The organism is Enterocloster aldenensis, from assembly GCF_003434055.1.
Taxonomy (GTDB): domain Bacteria; phylum Bacillota; class Clostridia; order Lachnospirales; family Lachnospiraceae; genus Enterocloster; species Enterocloster aldenensis.
The window spans coordinates 510,785-530,791 of sequence record NZ_QVEX01000001.1 but is presented as its reverse complement, the minus strand read 5'-3'; the positions used below and the strand labels follow the sequence as shown (position 1 = coordinate 530,791).

Annotated in this window: 18 protein-coding genes and 1 pseudogene; 3 read left to right on the top strand and 16 right to left on the bottom strand. The window is 49.9% G+C overall.

What is annotated here, in order from left to right; translation table 11 throughout:
• Position 1: 1 nt before the first annotated feature.
• The 9 genes from DWX59_RS02395 to DWX59_RS02355 form a co-directional block, all read right to left on the bottom strand.
• Positions 2–490 (bottom strand): antirestriction protein ArdA, encoded by a 489-nt coding sequence (locus DWX59_RS02395; RefSeq protein ID WP_166460173.1) that lies wholly within the window; start codon positions 488–490, stop codon positions 2–4.
• Positions 491–515: 25 nt separating this feature from the next.
• Positions 516–1,010, bottom strand: a complete 495-nt coding sequence (locus DWX59_RS02390) for an antirestriction protein ArdA (RefSeq protein WP_074133967.1) — start codon at positions 1,008–1,010, stop codon at positions 516–518.
• 89 nt (positions 1,011–1,099) lie between these two features.
• Positions 1,100–2,059 (bottom strand): toll/interleukin-1 receptor domain-containing protein, encoded by a 960-nt coding sequence (locus DWX59_RS02385; protein ID WP_117555912.1) that lies wholly within the window; start codon positions 2,057–2,059, stop codon positions 1,100–1,102.
• A 126-nt stretch (positions 2,060–2,185) separates the two neighbouring features.
• Positions 2,186–2,407 carry a hypothetical protein gene (locus tag DWX59_RS02380; RefSeq protein ID WP_002570387.1) on the bottom strand — a complete coding sequence of 74 codons (222 nt, stop codon included), beginning with the start codon at positions 2,405–2,407 and terminating at the stop codon, positions 2,186–2,188.
• A 51-nt stretch (positions 2,408–2,458) separates the two neighbouring features.
• Positions 2,459–3,682: a MobT family relaxase gene (mobT, locus tag DWX59_RS02375; RefSeq protein ID WP_117557197.1), complete on the bottom strand. Its 1,224-nt coding sequence runs from the start codon at positions 3,680–3,682 to the stop codon at positions 2,459–2,461.
• 152 nt (positions 3,683–3,834) lie between these two features.
• Complete coding sequence (locus tag DWX59_RS02370; RefSeq protein ID WP_117555910.1) at positions 3,835–5,232, bottom strand: FtsK/SpoIIIE domain-containing protein; 1,398 nt, start codon at positions 5,230–5,232, stop codon at positions 3,835–3,837.
• Positions 5,233–5,255: 23 nt separating this feature from the next.
• Entirely contained in the window at positions 5,256–5,501 is a 246-nt protein-coding gene (locus DWX59_RS02365) for a hypothetical protein (RefSeq protein ID WP_032547033.1), read from the bottom strand.
• Between the two features lie 2 nt (positions 5,502–5,503).
• Positions 5,504–5,881, bottom strand: a complete 378-nt coding sequence (locus DWX59_RS02360; protein ID WP_055058888.1) for a YdcP family protein — start codon at positions 5,879–5,881, stop codon at positions 5,504–5,506.
• Positions 5,882–5,902: 21 nt separating this feature from the next.
• Positions 5,903–6,217, bottom strand: coding sequence for a YdcP family protein (locus tag DWX59_RS02355; RefSeq protein ID WP_032509787.1), 315 nt, complete (start codon positions 6,215–6,217; stop codon positions 5,903–5,905).
• Positions 6,218–6,446: 229 nt separating this feature from the next.
• On the opposite strand from DWX59_RS02355, the pseudogene DWX59_RS02350 reads away from it, so the two are divergent.
• From DWX59_RS02350 to DWX59_RS02340, 3 genes and pseudogenes are all read left to right on the top strand, one after another.
• A pseudogene (locus DWX59_RS02350) lies at positions 6,447–6,668 on the top strand (manganese catalase family protein); the annotation flags it as partial.
• Positions 6,669–6,893: 225 nt separating this feature from the next.
• On the top strand, positions 6,894–10,397 hold the full coding sequence (locus tag DWX59_RS02345; protein WP_117555908.1) for a tetratricopeptide repeat protein: 3,504 nt from the start codon (positions 6,894–6,896) through the stop codon (positions 10,395–10,397).
• Positions 10,394–12,079 carry an Hsp70 family protein gene (locus DWX59_RS02340; protein ID WP_353626741.1) on the top strand — a complete coding sequence of 562 codons (1,686 nt, stop codon included), beginning with the start codon at positions 10,394–10,396 and terminating at the stop codon, positions 12,077–12,079. Before DWX59_RS02345 ends, DWX59_RS02340 begins: the two co-directional genes overlap by 4 nt.
• A 29-nt stretch (positions 12,080–12,108) precedes the next feature.
• Here the strand turns inward: DWX59_RS02340 and hydA are convergent, their stop codons facing one another.
• From hydA to DWX59_RS02305, 7 genes are all read right to left on the bottom strand, one after another.
• On the bottom strand, positions 12,109–13,560 hold the full coding sequence (hydA, locus tag DWX59_RS02335; protein WP_166460156.1) for a dihydropyrimidinase: 1,452 nt from the start codon (positions 13,558–13,560) through the stop codon (positions 12,109–12,111).
• Positions 13,561–13,593: 33 nt separating this feature from the next.
• A complete protein-coding gene (locus DWX59_RS02330) occupies positions 13,594–14,520 on the bottom strand; it encodes an ABC transporter permease (protein ID WP_117555902.1) in 927 nt (308 codons plus the stop codon).
• Position 14,521: 1 nt separating this feature from the next.
• On the bottom strand, positions 14,522–15,664 hold the full coding sequence (locus DWX59_RS02325) for an ABC transporter permease (RefSeq protein WP_117555900.1): 1,143 nt from the start codon (positions 15,662–15,664) through the stop codon (positions 14,522–14,524).
• Positions 15,665–17,182: an ABC transporter ATP-binding protein gene (locus DWX59_RS02320; protein ID WP_235844884.1), complete on the bottom strand. Its 1,518-nt coding sequence runs from the start codon at positions 17,180–17,182 to the stop codon at positions 15,665–15,667.
• Positions 17,183–17,228: 46 nt separating this feature from the next.
• Positions 17,229–18,266 carry a BMP family protein gene (locus DWX59_RS02315; RefSeq protein WP_117555896.1) on the bottom strand — a complete coding sequence of 346 codons (1,038 nt, stop codon included), beginning with the start codon at positions 18,264–18,266 and terminating at the stop codon, positions 17,229–17,231.
• A gap of 20 nt (positions 18,267–18,286) precedes the next feature.
• Complete coding sequence (locus DWX59_RS02310) at positions 18,287–19,015, bottom strand: aspartate/glutamate racemase family protein (RefSeq protein WP_117555894.1); 729 nt, start codon at positions 19,013–19,015, stop codon at positions 18,287–18,289.
• Between the two features lie 349 nt (positions 19,016–19,364).
• A complete protein-coding gene (locus DWX59_RS02305) occupies positions 19,365–19,988 on the bottom strand; it encodes an ATP-binding cassette domain-containing protein (protein WP_117555893.1) in 624 nt (207 codons plus the stop codon).
• Positions 19,989–20,007 lie beyond the last annotated feature (19 nt).

Here is a 20,007-nt window from a genome sequence, read left to right as displayed (position 1 = left end):
TCTACCGTAAGATTTCATATACGCCGTGGTTTGTGACAACAAAGGTTCCCTCCAATTCCATGTCACGCCCATAGGCGGCATAGTCGATATAGTTTTGTAAGTGTGCCGGAAGTTCCCCAAGTTGTCCGCTTTCTTCCAGATAGCAGCGAGCCACATCCGCCATATCGTCACAGCCGGAATGGCAGATAATATCGTCTTCATGCTCACAGAGTTCTTCGATACTGCCAAAGTAGGATTGCAGCTCCGATAGTTCCTCCTGAATATATTCCGGTAAGTCCTCCACCATCTCACACAGGCGGTTGACTTCCTCAATGGGGGTATATTCGTCAATCGCAAAGGGCAGCTCATAATCATGGATGGCGTATTCCTCATACTCATCATTCAAGCCGATACGTTCCTTGACTTCCTCAAAGTCCACAGGTGGCGTGAACCATGCCCCTACCAGTTCGCCCTCATTGTATTTGCCTAAGTTGGCAATGTAAATCCGCATTTCCTCCAAGTTCCTCCACCTCCTTTTAGCGGTAATAAAAGATACCATTGTCCGTAAACAGGTAGTGTTCACTATTTTCCAGTTCCCGACCAATGGCAGCGTAGTCGATATGGTTCAACAGGTCTGGATGTACTTCTCCAAATAGCTGTACCTCCTGCACCAGATAACGGGCGAGAGCTTCCCCGTCCTGCACCGGATAGCAGCGTATCTGGTCTTTGTGGTCGATAAATTCTGTAAAGCTGGGAAACCACCGCTTTTGTACCACATCCATTTCATAATAGAGGGGCGTTCCCTGCATTTCCTGTACCATCCGGCAAAGGGCGTTGATTTCCCAGAGCCTTGTGTTGCCCTCCAATGGAAACGGCAGCTCATAGTCTTCAATTTCGATTTCTTCCTCACTCTGAACGCCAAGACGTTCCCTGATTTCTTCAAAATCCACAGGACAGGAAAACCATGCCCCAGGGTATTCCTCAAAATCCTCATGGTAAAACCTTGTGGTGTTCAGGATGTAGATTCTCATTTCCTCAATCAGTATCACGTCCTTTCTTTTACTTTTCAAATAAAAAAGCAGCTAATCATTAAAAATGTGGTTAGCTGCTTGATTTTTATTTAGTTGTTTTCAAACTGAATAAAGTTTTTGTAAGAGTCCTCATCAATTTGGGATAAATCATTATGCTTCTCAGTAATTATAGACCTATATTTTTCATATAAATTTTTACATTTCATACGCCAACGTTTATTTCTTGACATATCAGCATTATGCAATAAAACCATTAATATTTCTTCATAATTAAATATTTCAATAAATTGATTAAGTACAGGATGGTTTGGGAAACTTTGAAGTCTTATTAAGGTTTTTTCTAATACATTTATTAATTCTTCAAAAATCATTTGATTCTCAGTGTACATTTCTCTATTTCTGCTATACATACTCATCTGAATATGCTCCATATAGTCAGGAGGAAGGAGCTGCTGTGGGTTAGATAATATAGCACTTTGCTTCCTTAGTAATTGTAAAATTTCTTCAAGGGGATTGTTTTCTTCTGATTCAGTAATGTGTCCTTTTTTATTTTGTGAATCTCCTTTTTGTGAAAATTTGTTGATTAAATCCATAGCCTCAGCTTCTAGTGAATCCCACATTGCATTAAAGGTATTTTCAAGTACTTTGCTATCTAGTGGAGTATCTAACGCTTTATTAATAGATTCAATAAGTTGAAAAAAGTCTGCTCTTTCAAATCTGGTAGCCTGATAACGCGACAATGGTCCTTTTATATCAGATGGCTTAATGTTTACCATTAGAGCTGTGACTTTTGAATCTAGAGATTTTGCGATTGCACCAGCTTCAAAGTTAATCCACGGTGCAGAAGTATTGTCTGATGTAAGACAAATAATGCCATATTTACATTCTGATAATTCAGAAGAAATAGTTTTATCCCAATTATCGCCTTTTTCAATATCCTCAGGTGAAAAAAAGACGTCTACAGATTGAATAATACATGGAATCCATTTTTTCAAAACTTCTGCAATTTGACAGCTTAATTCTCCTGACCAACTAACAAATACTTTCATAATAAACTTCCCCTTTACAAAACATTTTTTGATAAATTTAGACAAATTATATTAATGAGATTATAACATAAAAATGTTTTGACGTATAGAGAAGATGTTATAGAGAGAAATGTTTATCGTAGTAAACTATGCACCGATAATCTTATTGAACAGTTCCAGTAAGATGTCCTTTACACCGTCCGCATTGAAGACCAGACCGACCGCTACAAGGGACACTACTAAAAAGCCGATAAGTTTGGAAAATTCCCTCTTAAATCCGAGGTACAGTCCAATCACCACGATTGCCAGCAGCACAAGGGACTGGGCGTTGGATAAAAACCAGTTGTAAAGATTCTGTCCGAAATTCATAAAAGCTCCTTTCTTTCCTGTAAGAGTTCTTAGGTTCCAAGATTGCCGCCGTTAAAGCACCACCTCCTTTGCAGCGGCGGCTTGCTGCTTCAGGATTTTTTCGTGTTTCTCCGTCAGTTTGGCATGGGTGATGATGTCATGGACAATCTGGGTGTGGTTCATCTTATCCAGACGGAGAGCCAGCTTTAACGTGGGTGCTACCTGATGGGAGAGCCAGTGCAGGGTGCGTTCAAAGGAATAGGGCTCCGGTTTGGTTGTCAGTTTCAGGATTCCTCTGTGTTCCCCGATAAACCACGCCCATTCCTCATTGATACGCCAGTCAGAACGGGGCTTCGTATCGTCCCTGTCCACGAACCGGACATAGCGGTTGATGATTTGAAAGGCTGTCCGTTCTGGATTGTCATGTTCTAACAGGTCACGGATGGCGTAAAAGGCACGCTCATTTTTCAGCCGGATTTCAAAGCGGTTCTTTACCTCTGCGTCCGCAATGGGAATATCATGCTTTTTGTACTGCTCATAGTCTTTTTCATAAATGCAGAAGTACACCTCACTTTGGAGGGAACCGATATACAGGGTGTTCCCCATACATTCTTTTTCCTCACGCCGTACCAGTTCGCCGCTGCGGTAGCTTTTAAAGCTGCGGAAGACCGAGATACATTCCTCATTCCGGCACTTCTCTGTCAGATGGGGAATGTTCAGGATTCCCGTTTTGTCATTGATGGCGAGGTCAAGCCGCTTCATCACGCCGTCCTCCATGAGAACATCCATGAAAAATTCATACCAGCTCCGTTCCTGTGCCAGCAGATAGCTTTCAAACTGGCGGCAGCCACGCCCTTTCAGTTCGAGCAGCACCCCTTTTTCCAGTTCCGGCGATACCAGAACGAAAATATCACCCAGATAGTAATGCTCTGTGTAAGAGTAGAAGCCGTAGTCTTCATGGATAAAGTAGGGAAGTTTTAGCCGCAGCACGTCTTCCACGATATGTTTTACATCCGTAGTGGGAAAACGAATCCGCACATAGTCAAAGAGCATTTCAAGAGGAGCGTCTGGATTGAAGCGTTCCAGAGCTTCCGTGATGGTTTCCTGTAATGCTTCGGATGGGTGAGCCTTGCCCGTTTCAATATCGCTCAGGTACGGACGGGTGATTCCGGCAGCTAGGGCAAGTTTCTGTTGTGAGATACCGTAAACTTCCCGTTTCTCTTTGATGTCCCGTACCCATGTTTTTTCATTCAGTGAAAATCCCTCCTGTCTAAAAAAGCGTATGTCAACTTTCAGAGCCTTGTTGACACACGCCGGATATGGGGAAAATCCCTTGTGTACCGTGGGATTCTGCCCTGTTGTTTGGTTGTTGCCTGTCGATTTGTACCCCTCTGTTAGATACGAGGGGTTTATGCTGGCGTGCCTTGCGGCACACCAGCCACAGCAGGTCAGTCCGTTTCTGCGGCTTCCGCTTCGCACGCCGCCTGCACTCCCTGCCTGCTGTCTGTCAGTTTTTTTATTTCTTTGAGGAAATCGTGTCCTTTTGGGACAAGGGGCGTGTAAAACTCCGAGATAACGCTGGTTCCCACATCCACATAGCCACGCCCTTTTATCTGCTTGAGGAAGAAGTCCTTTGTGGTTTCCCCGAACATCATTCCATAACCCATTTCCGACATCCGCCCCAGAGCTACACGGAAATTAAACTGGTCACGGATTCCGTCCCCCAGATACTTTGCGTCCGGACGCTGGCAGGCGAGAATCAGGAAGAAACCAGCCTGCCGCCCAAGCATAACGATTTGCTTTAATTTGTTGAGGACAGCGGCGTTTTCCTTTGTGCCGAGCATTTCCATAAATGCTACATATTCATCAAAGATAAGGAAATTTGCAGGAAGCCCCAAGTAAGCGTAGTTTTCCCCTGTCCGGTAATTCTCCATGAGCTTCATGTCTTCGCTGCGTTTCATCATTTCTTCATAGAAACGGTCAATGCAGGCGAGCATATCTTCCTTTTTGTAGTACACATCCGGCATAACCGCCTGTAAATCCGCAAGGTCGGCGTTCTTCGGGTCTAACACGGACAGGACGGCGTTGGTGCGGAGCAGGGCTTCAATAAGGGTCAGGATGAAGTAGGTCTTTCCGCCGCCTGTTCCTCCGGCAATGAGCATATGGGGGAGCTTGTCATACTCCCACCAGACATTTTCCATAAGCCGGAGCCTGCCGTCCTTTGCCTGTACGTCCTCAATGGAGATACGGTTGGCAATGGTATCATAGAGCAGGGTGTACTCCACGTAGGAATCCTTTAATTCTTTATCCGTCAGCTCACAGTACAAGCCGCTTTCCAGCTTTTTCTCCAAGTTTAAGAGCTGTTCCTGATATTTACCCAAGGTGATTTCCACACGGATATGGAGCAAACCCTGTTTCATCCGGTAATAGATTTTTGGAAAGTAAGTGATGGTTTCCTTGGAACGGCTGGAAGACAAGTCCTTGAAAAAAGCGTCCTCCTTTCTCTGCTCCGATTCATACCACTTGTTTTCCAACACCATCCTTGCCAGCTTTTGGCGGTGGATGAGCTGCTTTACTTCATCCCTGCGGTATCGCCAGAACAGAAGAACTGCTGTAAGGCACACCAGCCCTGCCACGCCCATGCTGAATAACAGGTAAGGGATATTTACATCCTGTACTATCTGGGAGGGGGACACTTCCTGCCAGTCGGTTCCGGCAATTTGCCGGATATGAAACAGCAGGACAACCAGCAGGAAGACAGGGAACAGGGCGGCAAGGGCAGTATGGAACACAAGGTCTTTATCCGTGGGGCGGATACGTTTTCCACGGGGGAAAAGCTGCTTCATGGGAACAATCCTCCTTTCCATGATTAAAAATAGCCCATATAAAGCAGCGAATATCCTTTCTTGCTGTCTTCCATATGGGCTTGAAATAAAAAAGTATAGCCGGATGACTCCCTGCACAGACATTCCGGCATATAAACTGCCAGATTTTCCGGCGGCTGATAATCTTCTAGGGCTTCGATAAGAAGCTGACCTGCCATCCAGCAGTATTCCGGCAGAGAAACCAGCCGGAAGTCCTGTTCGTATTCTTCATATCCAGTAATTGCGTCCATACTTATTTTTCTGCTGGCGGTTCTTTCTTTGATGATTGCGGATTCATGGCAGCACCTTTTTTCAGAACAATATCATCCGCCTTGATGTACCAGTCCACCTCTGCTCCCTGAAAGGTAGCCGTTGCCACGGTATCTGCCACAGGATTGATAATTTCCACCTCTGCGTTGTAATCGAACTCCTTTAATGGCACGCTGGCAGGGATAGAAACCTGAATCATACGCCCCTGTCCTCTGGATTTTAAGTCATAGGTACGCTCCTTGATTTCTTCTGATACCGAGCCGTCTTCATTCTGGAGGTGAACCTCACGGCGGAGGGCAGAAAATTTCAATGCCCCGAATGTTGCTTCCTTGTCAATCACGATTCCGTTTGCTAATCTCATAGTCTGATGTCCTCCTTTTCCTTACGCTTTTACCATATCATCAGCGTGTAAAATGTAGTTGGTAAAGCCCCTTGTGCCGATTTTATAGCCCTCTGCGGTGATACGGGGATTGATGAGTTTCACACGTTCCTCAAAGTCAAAATGCTTCTCTCCGGCTTCGGCAGGGAGGATAACCACAATATCATCCGCCCTCTGTACGTCCGAATACAGGTTGAAGCTGCGAGAGAGTACCGCCATGCGTCCGTTGATTCTTCTTTGTTCTGTTTTGTCTTCTCCGGCAAACTCCAAGTTGCCGAATGTCTTTTCCATGTTGGGGATAACGAATTTTAATTCCATATAGATGTACCTGTCCTTTCTGAATGTTGTGTTTGATGGTTGGTTTCGGGTTCCGGTCTGGAAGCCGGAGGGGAACGCTCCGGCGGTGGTGATTTTTTCGTGGTATCACATCCTTTCTGGCTTTAGGGTAAAAAAATAGACGCTCATTTCTGAACGTCTGAATTGATACACTGGAAAGGCGGAATATCTGCTTTACCCTCTATATTTTTGTATATGTTGTACTTACAAGGTCGCCCCAGAACAGAAGGCCAGGAGCACCTATGACAACATCCTTCGGGTTGTCAAGGACTATGATGTATGCGAGCCGATTAAGTTCTTACGGGCGAGGGAAGTGGTCCATTACCAGCGGTTTGGCGAGTGCCTGAGGATTACCCAGGATAAACTGGACAGCCGGAATTTCTATGCGTTTAACCCTGAGTTTGATATGCATACCGATCCCTGCCAGCAGTAAGGGATAGATATCGGACCAGGGGAAGATGGGGATGCAGAAGACCGGGGGGTCTTGGGGCATCCCCATTTTTCTGTTGGAGTCTGTCCGGGAAATGCGCTGCCCGGGAAATGCGCTGTCTGGGAAAACGGCTGCCGTCCATGGGTTCATGATATCTTGCAGATACCGGAAAACTCAGTTATAATTTTAAGGAGTACAATATCAGGGGAAACCATAAGGAGGAGCAGCTTGAACGTAGATGAGATATTCGGGATTTTGGGAATTGAAGAGACAAGGGATGAGGATGAAATCCGGGCAGCCTACCGTAAGCTTCTGCTGGCCGCTAATCCGGAGGATGATGCAGAGGGCTTTAAACGGCTGAGGCGGGCCTATGAGGAAGCGGTTGAGTATGCCAGGACACCTGCCAATGAGGAAATACAAAGGGCAGAGTGGATGGAGGAGAGCGGGCCGGAAGGGGTTTTCCTGAGACAGCTGGCAGACATTTATACCAGCCTGCCCAGGCGTCTGGACCCTGCGGAATGGGACAGCCTTTTAAGGGAGCCGGTGCTTGGGAGCGTGGACAGCGGGGAAACTGCCAAATGGGCCATGTTCTCATATCTGTCAGAGCATTTCAGACTGCCTGTAAAAATATGGAAGATATTGGACAGGACCTTTCACATTGAAAGGAATGAGCATGAGTTTAAAGAACATCTGCCGGAGGGGTTCGTGGACTTTATGCTGGAGCGGCTGGAGACGGACGAAAGCCGGGAATTTCCCATGGACAAGCTGCAAGGAGACACTGAGGCTGACTATGACCGTTTCATCAGTGCTCTTTTTACACTACGCAATCAGGACAAGCCAGGCACCCCGGAGGAACTGGAGGAAAGAGGCAGTGCGCTTTTGCAGATGGCGTCATTGGGCATAACCCATCCATGGTATGGCGTGGAACAGGCCGGATATCTGGCCCTGACAGGGAAGACAGAGGAGGCTGCCCGGATGGCCCGTTCCCTGCTCATGGAAAACCGGGAGGATGAAGAGGTTTATATGCCGGTTGTTTCCATCCTCATAAGCTGCGGATGCCGTACGGAGGCCAGAGGGCTGTATGCCGCCTATCTGTGCGGGAAGAGGAAGACGTCCGATGGGGCTTACGAAGCCCTTATGGGCCTGGCCAGGCTGGAGGCAGAGGAGGGGCACTGGGAAAATGCCCGGGAACATGGGTGGAATGCAGGGAAGCTTAAGCAGACCCAGGAGGTGCGCGGGCTTTTGGAAAAGGCGGACCAGGAGATAATCCGGCTTTACACATCCAAAACAGACGGACCAGCCCCAGAGGAGGCGCTGCTTCTTGCCCGCTGCTTTGTCCATTCAGGGAAGGGCGGGGAGGGAAGGCAGTTTTTTGGATTACATCCGGAATGCATGCTGGACACGCCGGATTTTCATGAGCAGATGGCCATGCTTCATATGCTGGACGGCAAGTGCGGGGAGGCCCTTGAGGAGATAGGGCTGTGGCGCAGGTGCCTGAAAGAGGAGGATGGCGGACAGGGAGCGGGCCTGGCCGGGAGTTATCACGTGGAAGGCCGCGTATGGCGTGACCTCTATCATCAGGAGATAAGGCGGGAAGGAAAAAGCCAGGAGCAGGCAGGGACCTTTTCAGACCGGGCGCTGGCTGCCCACAATCAGGCTGTTTTGCTGGATCCGGACAATGTGGACTACAGGTTGTACAAGGTCATGGTCCTGCGGGACAGACAGGATTACCGGGAAATGGAAAAACAGTGCAGGGAAATCCTCCGGCTGGACGAGGATGTCTACTGGGCCATCTTCTATCTTCAGGAGGCTTGCGAGCAGCTGGGCAAGGACCAGGAGGTGGTGGACGCCTTCCTGCGTGCCAGGGAGATATATGACGGACATCCGGAGATATACATAAGGGCAGTAAGGGTGTTTAAAGCATACGGGAAATATGAAAATGCCCTGAGGGTCATTGACGATGCGGGCCGGGCAGGGGTAAACAGCAGTGAGCTGCTGGTAGAGCGGATCGGGGTGCTGGACCGGCTGGCAAAGGACGCAGAGGACTGGCGCCGGGCGGATAAGTACGCGGCAGCGGTAATCCGGCACCTGGAACAGAACAAGGAGCCCCGGGAGATATTGGCAGAGGCGTATCTGAAGAGGGCATTCCTAAATGACAGCGGCAATCCGTTCAATAAATATAAAAAACTGGGACTGGACTGCAGGTATGCGGAAATCTCGCTGAGGCTCAGGGAATCGCTGTCAGCCAGATATGCACTGGGAAGATACTGGATTGAATATGGGAACCGGCCGAAACAGGCGTACCTGCATTTAAAACAGTGCGAGAAGCAGGGAATGGATTACGAGAGGCTGTATTATTATATTGCCAGGTGCCATGAACGGTTCAGGGAATGGAATAAGGCCATCGGATACTATGATAAGGCGCTTCAGAAGAATCCGGAATCCTCCAACTGCTATTGGAGGCTCAGCGTGCTTTACAAGCAGAAATACACCAGGACCCTTCAGAAGGAATATGGTGACAAAGCCTTGTATTACACCAACCTGCTGGAAGAAAAGTTCGGCCCTGGGGCAGAAAACTTCCGGCGGCGCGCAGATATCTACCTGCACATGAAGGAATATGACAAGGCCCTCAAGGAGATTGAACAGGGCATTGAAATGGACGGGGACAGCGGCATGTGGCTTTTAAAGGGAAAAATCCTCCGGGTCCTGGGCAGGTATGAGGAATCCATTGAATGCTGCGGGAAAAGCCTGGATGCCGGCGACCAGTTCGGGGCGGATGAAGAGGAATGCTTTAAGCGGGTATTCCAGTGCTTTCTGAGAAGAAAGCAGTTTGACCAGGGGATTGCATATTTTACAGAAGCCCTGGGCAGGAACCTTACGCCGGACGGCCGGGAAAAATGCCTGGAAAGCCTGATGAACCTGGAAGCGGAGGCCGGCCGCCATGACAATGCCCTTGGCTGGATAAAGCAGCAATATGGAAGCAGGGACCTGGATAAAAGATGCTGCAGTGATTGGGAGACAGAAGGTAAGCGGATTGAAGCCATACTAAATATCTGGCTGAAATTCCGGAAAGACCCTGGAAGGGAAATCTGGGATAAATGCCGTGAGGCAGAGGGCATTGCATTGGAGGCCCTGGCAGATAGGACAGGGGACAAAGAAGGCCGGGCCCTGGTGTGCCAGAATGTGGGGGAGGCATGGTATTATCTTGGCAATCTGGATAAGGCACTGGAATATCTTAAAAAGGCCTATGAAATAGCCAGCCAGATGAAGAAATACGGATATTACCGGAGCCTGACCAAGATGCTCATTCGGACCCATTACTGGAGGAATGACCTGGAACAGGCAAGGAAATTCGGGGATTTATACAGGACCAGGCTTGAGTCGGACTATACGGAGTGTTCCGACCTGGGCCTTTCCGTGGAAGAACTGCTGACCAGGCCCAGCACGGAGTCCAGGCAGGTGCTTTATAATCTGTTCTGCTGGTCTTACTTTACAGGACGTTTTGAGGCTGCCCGGGAATATTTCCGCCTGATGGACAGGGAACGGGGCATGTGCTGGTGGTGCGATGAGGATGGATGTACGGAACTGATGGAAGCCAGAGGATTCCTGCTTATGCTGGACCATAAGAAGGATGAGGCGCTGGAGGCATTTTTAAGGGCCGACCAGGTAATCTGGCTGGGATGCAACAAAGATGCCCGGATGGCTGTTAAGATGCTGGAAAAGGAGACATGAATACAATGATAATCGGAATTGACCTGGGGACAACCAACAGCCTGGCCGCCTGCTTTCAGGATGGCCGGGCGTGCATCATCCCTAACCGCCTGAGGAAGAACCTGACCCCGTCCGTGGTGGCGGTGGATGAAAAGGCGCAGATACTGGTGGGGGAGACTGCCCGGGAATACGGCCGCCTTCATCCGGAGCGCATGGCGGAGGTATTTAAACGCTTTATGGGAAGTGAGCGGCAGTATGACCTGGGCGGTCACAAATTCCGGCCCGAAGACCTGTCCGCCATGGTCCTGCGTTCCCTGAAGGAGGATGCGGAGGCTTTTTTGGGCAGTCAGGTCCATGAGGCGGTCATAAGCGTGCCCGCGTATTTTGACGATAAGCGCAGAAGGGCCACGAGACTGGCAGGAGAACTGGCCGGGCTTAAGGTGGAGCGGATTATCAGCGAACCCACTGCCGCCGCCATCACATACGGCCTGTACGATAAAACAGAGAACACAAGATTCCTGGTATTTGACCTGGGCGGAGGTACATTTGACGTATCCATCCTGGAACTATGCGGACCCATCCTGGAGGTGCGGGCCGTGGCCGGGGATAACTATCTTGGGGGCGAGGATTTTACCAGGGTATTGGAGCAGGAGTTTTACGATAAAAACGGGCTGGATGAGGATGGTCTGGAATGGGAGGAGCGGGCGGCTGTCCATGAGGCGGCGGAGAATTCCAAGAAACGGTTCAGCCTGGATGGGACGGTAAGGATGCGCTGCAGGATAAAGGGAGAAGAAAAAGACCTGTCCTTGAATCCTGGGGAATATGCAGAACTCTGCCTGCCGCTGCTGGAGCGCATACGCAGACCTATCCAGAAGAGCATTGCGGATTCACATCTGAAGCTGCAGGACATTGACCAGGTAGTGTTGGTGGGCGGGGCCACGCGCATGCCGGTGATAAAGGATTTTGTGGTGAAGCTGTTCCATAAGTTCCCGGATGTGTCCGTGCATCCGGATGAGGCAGTGGCATTGGGGGCCGCCATACAGGGGGCCATGAAAAGCAGGAACAGGGAAGTCAGGGAAATGATCCTGACTGATGTATGCGCCTTTACCCTGGGGACCGAGGTGGTGAGGGAGCGCCGGGAGGGCGTCTATGAGGCCGGGCATTTCAGCCCTATCATTGAGCGCAATACGGTCATTCCCGCCAGCCGCACGGAACGGTTTTACACAATCCGCAATAACCAGGACAGGATACGCATTGAAGTTTACCAGGGGGAGAGCCGTCTTACCGCCAACAACCTTTTGCTGGGAAGCCTGGATATACAGGTGCCGAAGAACAAGGCAGGGGAGGAGGCAGTGGACGTGACCTATACCTATGACATCAATTCAATCCTGGAAGTGGAGGTGAAGGTGGTTTCCACCGGAAAGGTGAAGAAACAGATTATTAAGGGGAGACATAACACCATGACGGATGAGCAGATTAAGGCCAGGATGGAGGAACTTTCCTATCTGAAAGTCCCTCCCAGGGACCAGGAAGAAAACCGTCTCCTGCTTTTGTTGGGGGAACAGTGTTACGAGAAGAGTACGGGGGAACAGCGGAGCCGGATTGAACGCTTGATGCAGGCATTTGAGGCAGCGCTTGACAGCCGGGATGGAGAGCGTATACGGGATGCAGGGGACAGGCTGAAGGCATGCCTGGAAGGGTGAACGGATGCGGCGGGGACTTTTTTAAATGCTTAAGCTTCTTTTTGGAGCTTCAGGCTGCATTTTAAAAACCTGCCGGATTTTCTTTTACCCTTGAACCTGCCGTCCTCAATCAGGATTTCACCGCGGCGGATGGTGCACACCGGCCAGCCTCTGGAGGTAAAGCCTTCATAGAGATCATAATCCAGATCCGCGGGGTAGTGGAGGTTTCCCCGTACCAAGGGAACCGTCCTTTCCGGATCCACCACGATGATATCAGCATCGCTTCCTACCTCCAGGGTGCCCTTTTCAGGATAACATCCAAACACTTTGGCAGGATTGGTGCTGCTCACTTCGACTAGCTTGTTGAGGGAGATAATGCCGTGGTTGACGCCAATCATCAGCAGTCCAAACCGTTCTTCAAGGCCGGGGATACCGTTAACCGGGACACTGAAGTCCGGGATTTTTCCATTGGTCAGGGCATCCTCCTTAAGATTCTGTTCCTTTATCTTCCGGGAGAATACCTCGTTGTCCGAGGTAACCAGGCTGAGGGTGCCGTCCTTCAGCCCTTCCCACATGGCAATCCGGTCCTCTTCGCTGCGCAGCGGAGGGCTCATCAGGTAGTTGATGCCATCTTCGCCTTTATTTTTTTCATCCGTTAACATCAGATAGTGGCCGCAGGTCTCTGCCAGGACTTTGACACCGCGCTTTTTGGCCTGGCGGACCATTTCAACCGCCTCTTTGGTGGAAAGGTGGTAAAAATATACCGGAACATCCAGCAGTTCGGAAAATGTAAGGATACGGTTCACCGCTTCTGCCTCACATGCATTGGGCTTGGCTTTATTAAAGAACTCCCAGTCCTGCTTGCCTTCATCCAGAAGATTCTGTTTCATGAAATCGGCGATGGCATTGCTCTCAGCGTGAAAACCACACAGGGCGCCTTCCTCCTTTGCGGCTTTCATGATTTTGAGGATGTCGGCGTCGTTTATCATGACACCGGGGTAGATGGTAAACATCTTGAATGTGGGTATACCGTCCTCCACCAGTTTTTTAACGGTTCCCTGCAGGTCTTCCCGGCTGTCCCCTGCGTTAATGAATTTGGCATGCACACTGTAATCCAGTACCGAATCAGCCATTTCTGCTTTCCGTTCCTCCACTGCCTGTAATACGGGCACCTCTTTTGTAGTGGTACTGAAATCCATAAACGTGGTGACGCCGCCGAAAGCCGCGCATATGCTGGCAGTATAAAAATCAAGGATATCAATGGTATTATTAAATGGGGCCATTACGTGCATATGAGGTTCAATCAGGCCGGGCATTACATACCGGCCCTGGGCGTCAACCACTTTGGTGATGTTTCCTTTATCCGCATTTTTGTTTACCAGGTAATCAAGCTTCCCGGCCGCTGCGATATACGAGATTTTTTCACCTTCCACGCCGATGTCCGCCTTAAATGTTTCAGATGCCGTAACAACAGTCCCGCCTTTGACAATCAGATCCAACATAAAATCCATCCTTTCGTGAATATGTGACATTTCTTATACATCCTTTGGGTCATACGCCGAACCCCAGGTCTTTGGAACGCAGGAACGTTTTACCATGATGGTCAGCGCGATAATTGTAACGATATAGGGCAGCATCTGCAGGAACTGATACGGAATAACAGAACCGGTGGTCTGGAACCGGAGCTGGGCCGCGTCCGCCGCTCCGAATGCCAGGCAGACAACCGCTGTCCGGATGGGATCCCAGCCGCCTACCACACAGGCAGCCATTACGATAAATCCACGGCCGGCTGCCATGCCGCCGGCAGAGAAATACCCAACCTCGCCCAATGTGAGTACACAGCCGCCCAAAGCGGCGGATATGCCGGAGAGGATCACGGTTTGGTATTTCAGCCTGATAACCGACAGGCCCGTTGTAGCGGCCGCCTTGGGATTGTCGCCAACGGCCCGTACATTTAAGCCCCACCGTGTCTTGTAAAGGATGTAAGCGGCAAAGACAGGCAGAATCAGAGCCACCCATGTGCTTACCGGCTGCGCAAACAGCAGGGGACCGATTAGCGGTATGCTTTGCATGCCCTTGGGGAAAATGATTGGGAAGGTGGCTACACGGGACTGCCTTGTTTCGGACATCAGGGAAAACAGCGCGTCCGTGGCGCCCAGGGATATCATGTTAATCATCAGACCGGTCACAACCTGGTTCGTCCGCCGGGAAACCGTCAGAAAAGCAACAATAAGCCCCATAAAAGCCCCGATTACAATTGTAAAAATGACAGCCAGCACCAGGCTGTCCAAATAAAAGCCAGCGGCAATACCGGTAAGGGCGCCGAAAAGCATGATGCCCTCGATTCCCATATTAATCACACCGGAACGCTCGGCATATACCTCTCCAACCGCAACGATGAGCAGAGGCGCCGCCCACCGCAAGGTTGCCTGCAGCCAATCCATAATAATTTCAATTGCCATATTAGTTCCCCTCCTTTGCGGCAGAAGACGCGGATCTGCCTTCTGTATCGTCATCATCCTTGCTGTTGTCCACAATCTTTGCAAAACGGCGGCTGTCAACAACACCCACGCCAATCACGAACAGCATGCACATGGCAATAATGATGGAATTCATGGATGAAATAACACCGGTTTCAATGGACATGGTCGCGCCGCCTGCTTTCAGTGCGGCGAAGAACAGCGCGGAAAATACCACTCCCAGAGGATTGCCGCCTGCCAGAAGGGCAACCGCGACGCTTTCATAGCCCACGCCTGTTACAAATTCCATATATACACGCCGCTTCAGGCCCATGACTTCGACCGCGCCGGACAGACCGCCAAGGATGGCTCCAATCATGATAATAATCATGATCTGCTTTTTCGCATCAATGCCCGCATACCTGGCGGCATTGGGATTTGCGCCCAGCATCCTGGTCCGGTAGCCGAAGGATGTATAATTTAATATAAAATAGAAGACAACACACAGAAGGACCGCTATAAACGGGCCGGGATGAAGGCTGGATCCCTTCATCAGGATCGGCAGCAAGGCGCTGGGGGCAAATTTTTTGCTCATGGGATAGAACGCGCCCACTTCCGCAACCAGGGGCAGGCAGGAGACAACCCAGTTAGTGAGATAAATAGCAATATAGCTCATCATGATGGTTGCGGTTACCTCATTCACCCCTTTGTATGCCCGCAGATAGCCTGGAATTATTCCCCAGACCGCGGAGAATGCGGCAGCGCAGAGGAAACAGAGCAGGATATGAAGAATGGGCGGCAGACCCAATTCCAAAACACCTGCCAGGGAAGCACCGATGGCTCCCAGGTACATATAACCTTCCATGCCGATATTCCAGACACCGGCCTTGATTCCAAGGGAAACCCCGATACCGCCAAGCAAAAGAGGCGACGCGCGGACAAGGACATTGCTCAGGGCCTGACCATTGCCAAAGGCTCCTCTTATGAGGGCGCCGTAAGCAACAAATGGGTTAACGCCTGAAATTCCGATTAAGACGGCGCTGGCAATCAATCCCAGTACAATTCCGAATACCGTGCGGCCAAATGACACCGCCAGATCTCCCAGAAAGGGAAGCCTTACAATTTTCGTTTTATTCAACATTTTCATCTACTGCACCTCCGGAACCTGTCCCAACATCATCTGGCCAATAATCTTTTGATCTGCCGTTTCACCGTCCAGATCCCCCATACTCCCACCGCTGAAAAGCACAATGATACGGTCGCTTAAAGCCATGATTTCCTGAAGCTCCGCGGAAATGAAGAGGACGGCCGCACCACGGTTGCGCTCTTTTAACAGGATATCAAGGACATTGTCCACGGCGCCCAGATCCAAACCACGGGTTGGATGCGCAACAAGATCCAGGACAGGTTCGGGATCCAGTTCGCGGGCAATGACAACCTTCTGCTGATTTCCACCGGAGAGATTGCGTACACGCACATCCTCGGATGGTGTCTTGACACGGTATTTTTTAATCATCTTCCGGGCATGATTCTTAATGATTTTATAGTTTAAAATATTTTTATGGGCAAAGGGATCATTGTAATAATCTTTGATAATCAAATTATCTGCAACGCTGAAATCCATGACCAGACCGGTTTTTTGCCGGTCCTCCGGAATAAAGCCCAGGAATGACGGGTCCGCGATGACACCGGTAACGGGATGCCCTTGAATGGTAATGGAACCGCTGGTCAGCTTACGCATTCCGGAGATGCATTCAGCCAGCTCCCTCTGGCCGTTTCCGTCGACGCCGGCAACGCCGACTATTTCGCCGGCATGTACGGTGAGGTTAAAGTTCTTAAGGGCCGGGATGCCGCGGTCGTCAACCGCGTTCACATCCTTCATGACCAGAACCGGCTCCCTGTCTGCAAAGGCGGGGCGTTCCTTCCGTTCGATGGAAACTGGACGTCCAACCATCATCTGGGCAAATGTCAGCTGCGTCGCATCCTTTGTGTCCACGGTTCCGATGTATCTGCCATCGCGGATGACTGTCACACGGTCGGTAATCTGGATTACCTCACGCAGCTTATGGCTTATGAAAATGACAGAGCGCCCCTTTTCCGTGATATGCCGGATTGCGCAGCAGAGCTGGTCGCTTTCCGCGGGAGTCAGGACAGCCGTGGGTTCGTCCAGCACTAGGACCTTACAGTCCCTGTACAGGGCTTTCAGGATTTCCACCCACTGCTGCTTGCCTACTGGCAGACGCCATACAATTTCATCCGGGTCCACATAGAGCTCATACTCCTTGCACAATTCCAGCAGTCTGTGCCTGGCAGGTTCCAGATCCAGTTTCTGTTTTTTGGTTGGGATGCCGAGAATTACATTTTCAATGACAGAAAGGGTATCCACTAATTTGAAATGCTGGTGGACCATACCGACACCGTAGGAAATCGCTTCGGAGGGAGAACCTATCTGTACCTCCCTGCCATCCAGCAGGATTTTTCCGCTGCTTGGCGGATAAAGGCCGTACAGGACGTTCATCAATGTAGTCTTTCCTGCGCCGTTTTCCCCCAGAAGCCCTAATACCTCGCCTTTTTTACAATCAATACTAACGTGATCATTTGCCAGGACACCTGGAAATTCCACCGTGATATCCTGCATTTGCAGTGCATACTTATTATCGTTCATAAATAAATTTACCCTCCTGAGCATGGGAAGTGGAAACAGATGAGGTCTAGTCAGCAATGTCAATCTTGCCCGCAAGCAGGTCGGCAACTGCCGCGTCATAAACAGCCTGCTGTTCACTTGTCAGTTCTATATTAATGACCGGACGGATGCCGTTTTCTTTCATGCCAAGAACATGGGACTTGCCGTCACATAACTCGCCTTTGGTTTCCAGGTATCCCAGTTCATCCCAGGCAAACACAACGCTTCCCGCAGTGACGTCTTTTGCACCGTAGTCCTTTGCGTAGTCAGCAACAGCGCCTACTACCTTAACATTCCCGGAATCCTGGGCAGCGGCAGCAACGCCTGCGCCGGCGGCATCCAGGCAGGGGAACAGGACATCATAACCTTGGGCAATGACAGCAAGGCATGCCTCCCGCGCCTTGACGGTATCCGCCCAGTCGCCTGTGGTGATGGCGGTGGTCTCAATATCCGGATTGACATAGGCCACGCCTTTGTAGAAGCTGGCTTCCATCATGCGGTGTGTGTCATAGAATTCGCCCGTCACCATGGCAACCTTATTGTTCTTGGTGGTCAGACCTGCTAAAACCCCGCCGATGAATCCGGCATGGCTGTAGCTGATGGTGGCGGCAGACATGTTAGGGAGATCAAAGGTGTCCGTGCCTACAGAGAATATAAACTGGCGGTCAGGAAATTCTCCGGCCACAATCGACACGGCTTCGCCGAACTGGCCGCCCTGGCCAATGATGATTTGATAACCCTGCTGGGCAAACTGGCGAAGCACCTCTACCTGCTCGTCCTGGGTTACATTTTCCTTATAAGCCGTCTTAATCCCTAATTCATCCTTTGCCTTGACCATGCCTTCATATGTAAACTGGTTGAAAGCCTCATCTGTAATCAGGCCGGGCAGGATCATGGCAACGCTGTTGTCCCACTGGGAATCGGCATGTTCACTTGCGGCGGTTTTGCCTGCCGTATCCTTACCGGCAGCAGTGCCTGTGCCGCCGGCACTTCCGGATGAGCAGGCGGATAAACCTATTGCGGCTGCCAGGGTCAGGCTTATAATTGATATTAATTTCTTTTTCATAACTTATCTTCTCCTTTACATTAAATATTTTCTGTAAGTAAGTATTCCCTTTTGATTCTCTTTTTCCCCGGGGGTTTATAAAGACCATTTTTAGATGTCTTAAACCCTCCCCTGCACATCATCTCCAGGGTCAGGAACGATGTTTCTACAGGATCCATCACCGGGATTCCCAGTGCCTGGCTTACCGGACCGCCAAATCCCGTCATGCCGGCACAGCCTAAAATCAAAACTTCAGCCCCTTTTGAAACGGCCTTTTTTCCCTCCTCAATTAAACGGCTTACTGTTTCTCCCCTGTTAGCTTCGGCATCCAGCACACTCATATTTAATGGGAAAACACCTGCTAACCGATGGTCCATTCCATACTGGGCCACCATATGTTCCATCATAGGGACTGCCTTCTCAGATGCCGCCAGGATGGAAAAGCGGTTTCCTAAAAGGAATGACATGGCAATGGATGTCTCTGCAATGCCAAGAACCGGGCAATCACAGATTTCCTTTGCCGCATATAGGCCGGGATCCCCGTAGCAGGCTATTAAAATTCCGTCATACGCGTTTCCGGACACTTTTAAAAGGCGGCATAATCCAAAACTGGATAGGGCATAATCATAGAACGATTCCAGGGCTTCCGGACCGAAATCCAATCCTGTAACTGTGACAGACGTGTCAGGGGCCCTTACACGCTCTACGGTTTTCCTGATATCTTCCGTCATGGCATCTGAGGTGTTGGGATTTATAACTAATAAGTTCATTCCTCCTCCTTTCTGCTAACAACTGAGAATATATTAACTATTGTGAGTAATATAAATATTATAACGTACAAACTTTTTGTTGTCTATTGTAACAATGTTATATAATATTTACAAAAATATATGCATATTGCCCATTGCAAAATGGGAAAAAGCTACAATCTTTCCATAAATTTTTTTGCATAACAATAAAAACCGGGATAAAATAGGGATGAGCCGGACAAATCAGAAAGGCTGCATATCCGCAGCCGGATTAACGCCAATCCATAATAACTGGCAGATATATTGGAGTGACAGAAGCCACACCGAAGTTTATGGAAAAGAAATACTGGATGGGAAATGTGCATGGCTTTTATGCAAAGGATTTACAGACTTGTGAGGAATCAGGAGAACTGCTGCTTATCCGTACCAGTTCCCCGCCAATCAGCGCCACATCCTCCTCCTGGTGGGTGGAAAGAATCAGAATCCGCCCATCTTTTTTTTCCCTGATATACGCAATCACACTGTGTTTCAGGCCCTCATCCATTCCGGTAAAAGGCTCGTCCATAATAAGAATATCGGACGGGGTGAGCAGTGCCCTTAGGACCGCGACGCGTCTCTTCATGCCGCCGCTTAAGGTGGATACGGGACGGTCCAGGCATTCCTCAGGCAGCAGTTCCCCCATCTCCAGCCTGACCCGGGAGGCTTTCAGGGAGCGGCCAACGCACATCATCACATTATCCATGGGGGAGAAGGATTCACACAGCCTGTCCTCCTGGAATACGGCTGATATGGCGGCGGATTTCCGGTCCGGGTTTCCGGCCACGGTCCCCTCATCGGGCGTTTCCAGCCCCATCAGAATCCGCATCAGGGTGGTCTTGCCGGAGCCTGAAGGGCCCATAAGGCAATAACAGCCGCCGTCCCGGAAGGTCATGTTGATATCCGTGAGGACAGTCAGGCCATTATATGATTTTGTGATATGTCTGAGTTCAATCATTCTATTGATGCCTCCTTAA

What these genes read in the sequence shown, in the direction of transcription:
- DWX59_RS02395 (WP_166460173.1), bottom strand. Translation starts at nt 490, where the DNA reads ATGCGGATTTACATTGCCAACTTAGGCAAATACAATGAGGGCGAACTG.
- DWX59_RS02390 (WP_074133967.1), bottom strand. Translation starts at nt 1,010, where the DNA reads ATGAGAATCTACATCCTGAACACCACAAGGTTTTACCATGAGGATTTT.
- DWX59_RS02385 (WP_117555912.1), bottom strand. Translation starts at nt 2,059, where the DNA reads ATGAAAGTATTTGTTAGTTGGTCAGGAGAATTAAGCTGTCAAATTGCA.
- DWX59_RS02380 (WP_002570387.1), bottom strand. Translation starts at nt 2,407, where the DNA reads ATGAATTTCGGACAGAATCTTTACAACTGGTTTTTATCCAACGCCCAG.
- DWX59_RS02370 (WP_117555910.1), bottom strand. Translation starts at nt 5,232, where the DNA reads ATGAAGCAGCTTTTCCCCCGTGGAAAACGTATCCGCCCCACGGATAAA.
- DWX59_RS02365 (WP_032547033.1), bottom strand. Translation starts at nt 5,501, where the DNA reads ATGGACGCAATTACTGGATATGAAGAATACGAACAGGACTTCCGGCTG.
- DWX59_RS02360 (WP_055058888.1), bottom strand. Translation starts at nt 5,881, where the DNA reads ATGAGATTAGCAAACGGAATCGTGATTGACAAGGAAGCAACATTCGGG.
- DWX59_RS02355 (WP_032509787.1), bottom strand. Translation starts at nt 6,217, where the DNA reads ATGGAATTAAAATTCGTTATCCCCAACATGGAAAAGACATTCGGCAAC.
- DWX59_RS02340 (WP_353626741.1), top strand. Translation starts at nt 10,394, where the DNA reads ATGAATACAATGATAATCGGAATTGACCTGGGGACAACCAACAGCCTG.
- hydA (WP_166460156.1), bottom strand. Translation starts at nt 13,560, where the DNA reads ATGTTGGATCTGATTGTCAAAGGCGGGACTGTTGTTACGGCATCTGAA.
- DWX59_RS02330 (WP_117555902.1), bottom strand. Translation starts at nt 14,520, where the DNA reads ATGGCAATTGAAATTATTATGGATTGGCTGCAGGCAACCTTGCGGTGG.
- DWX59_RS02325 (WP_117555900.1), bottom strand. Translation starts at nt 15,664, where the DNA reads ATGAAAATGTTGAATAAAACGAAAATTGTAAGGCTTCCCTTTCTGGGA.
- DWX59_RS02320 (WP_235844884.1), bottom strand. Translation starts at nt 17,182, where the DNA reads ATGAACGATAATAAGTATGCACTGCAAATGCAGGATATCACGGTGGAA.
- DWX59_RS02315 (WP_117555896.1), bottom strand. Translation starts at nt 18,266, where the DNA reads ATGAAAAAGAAATTAATATCAATTATAAGCCTGACCCTGGCAGCCGCA.
- DWX59_RS02310 (WP_117555894.1), bottom strand. Translation starts at nt 19,015, where the DNA reads ATGAACTTATTAGTTATAAATCCCAACACCTCAGATGCCATGACGGAA.
- DWX59_RS02305 (WP_117555893.1), bottom strand. Translation starts at nt 19,988, where the DNA reads ATGATTGAACTCAGACATATCACAAAATCATATAATGGCCTGACTGTC.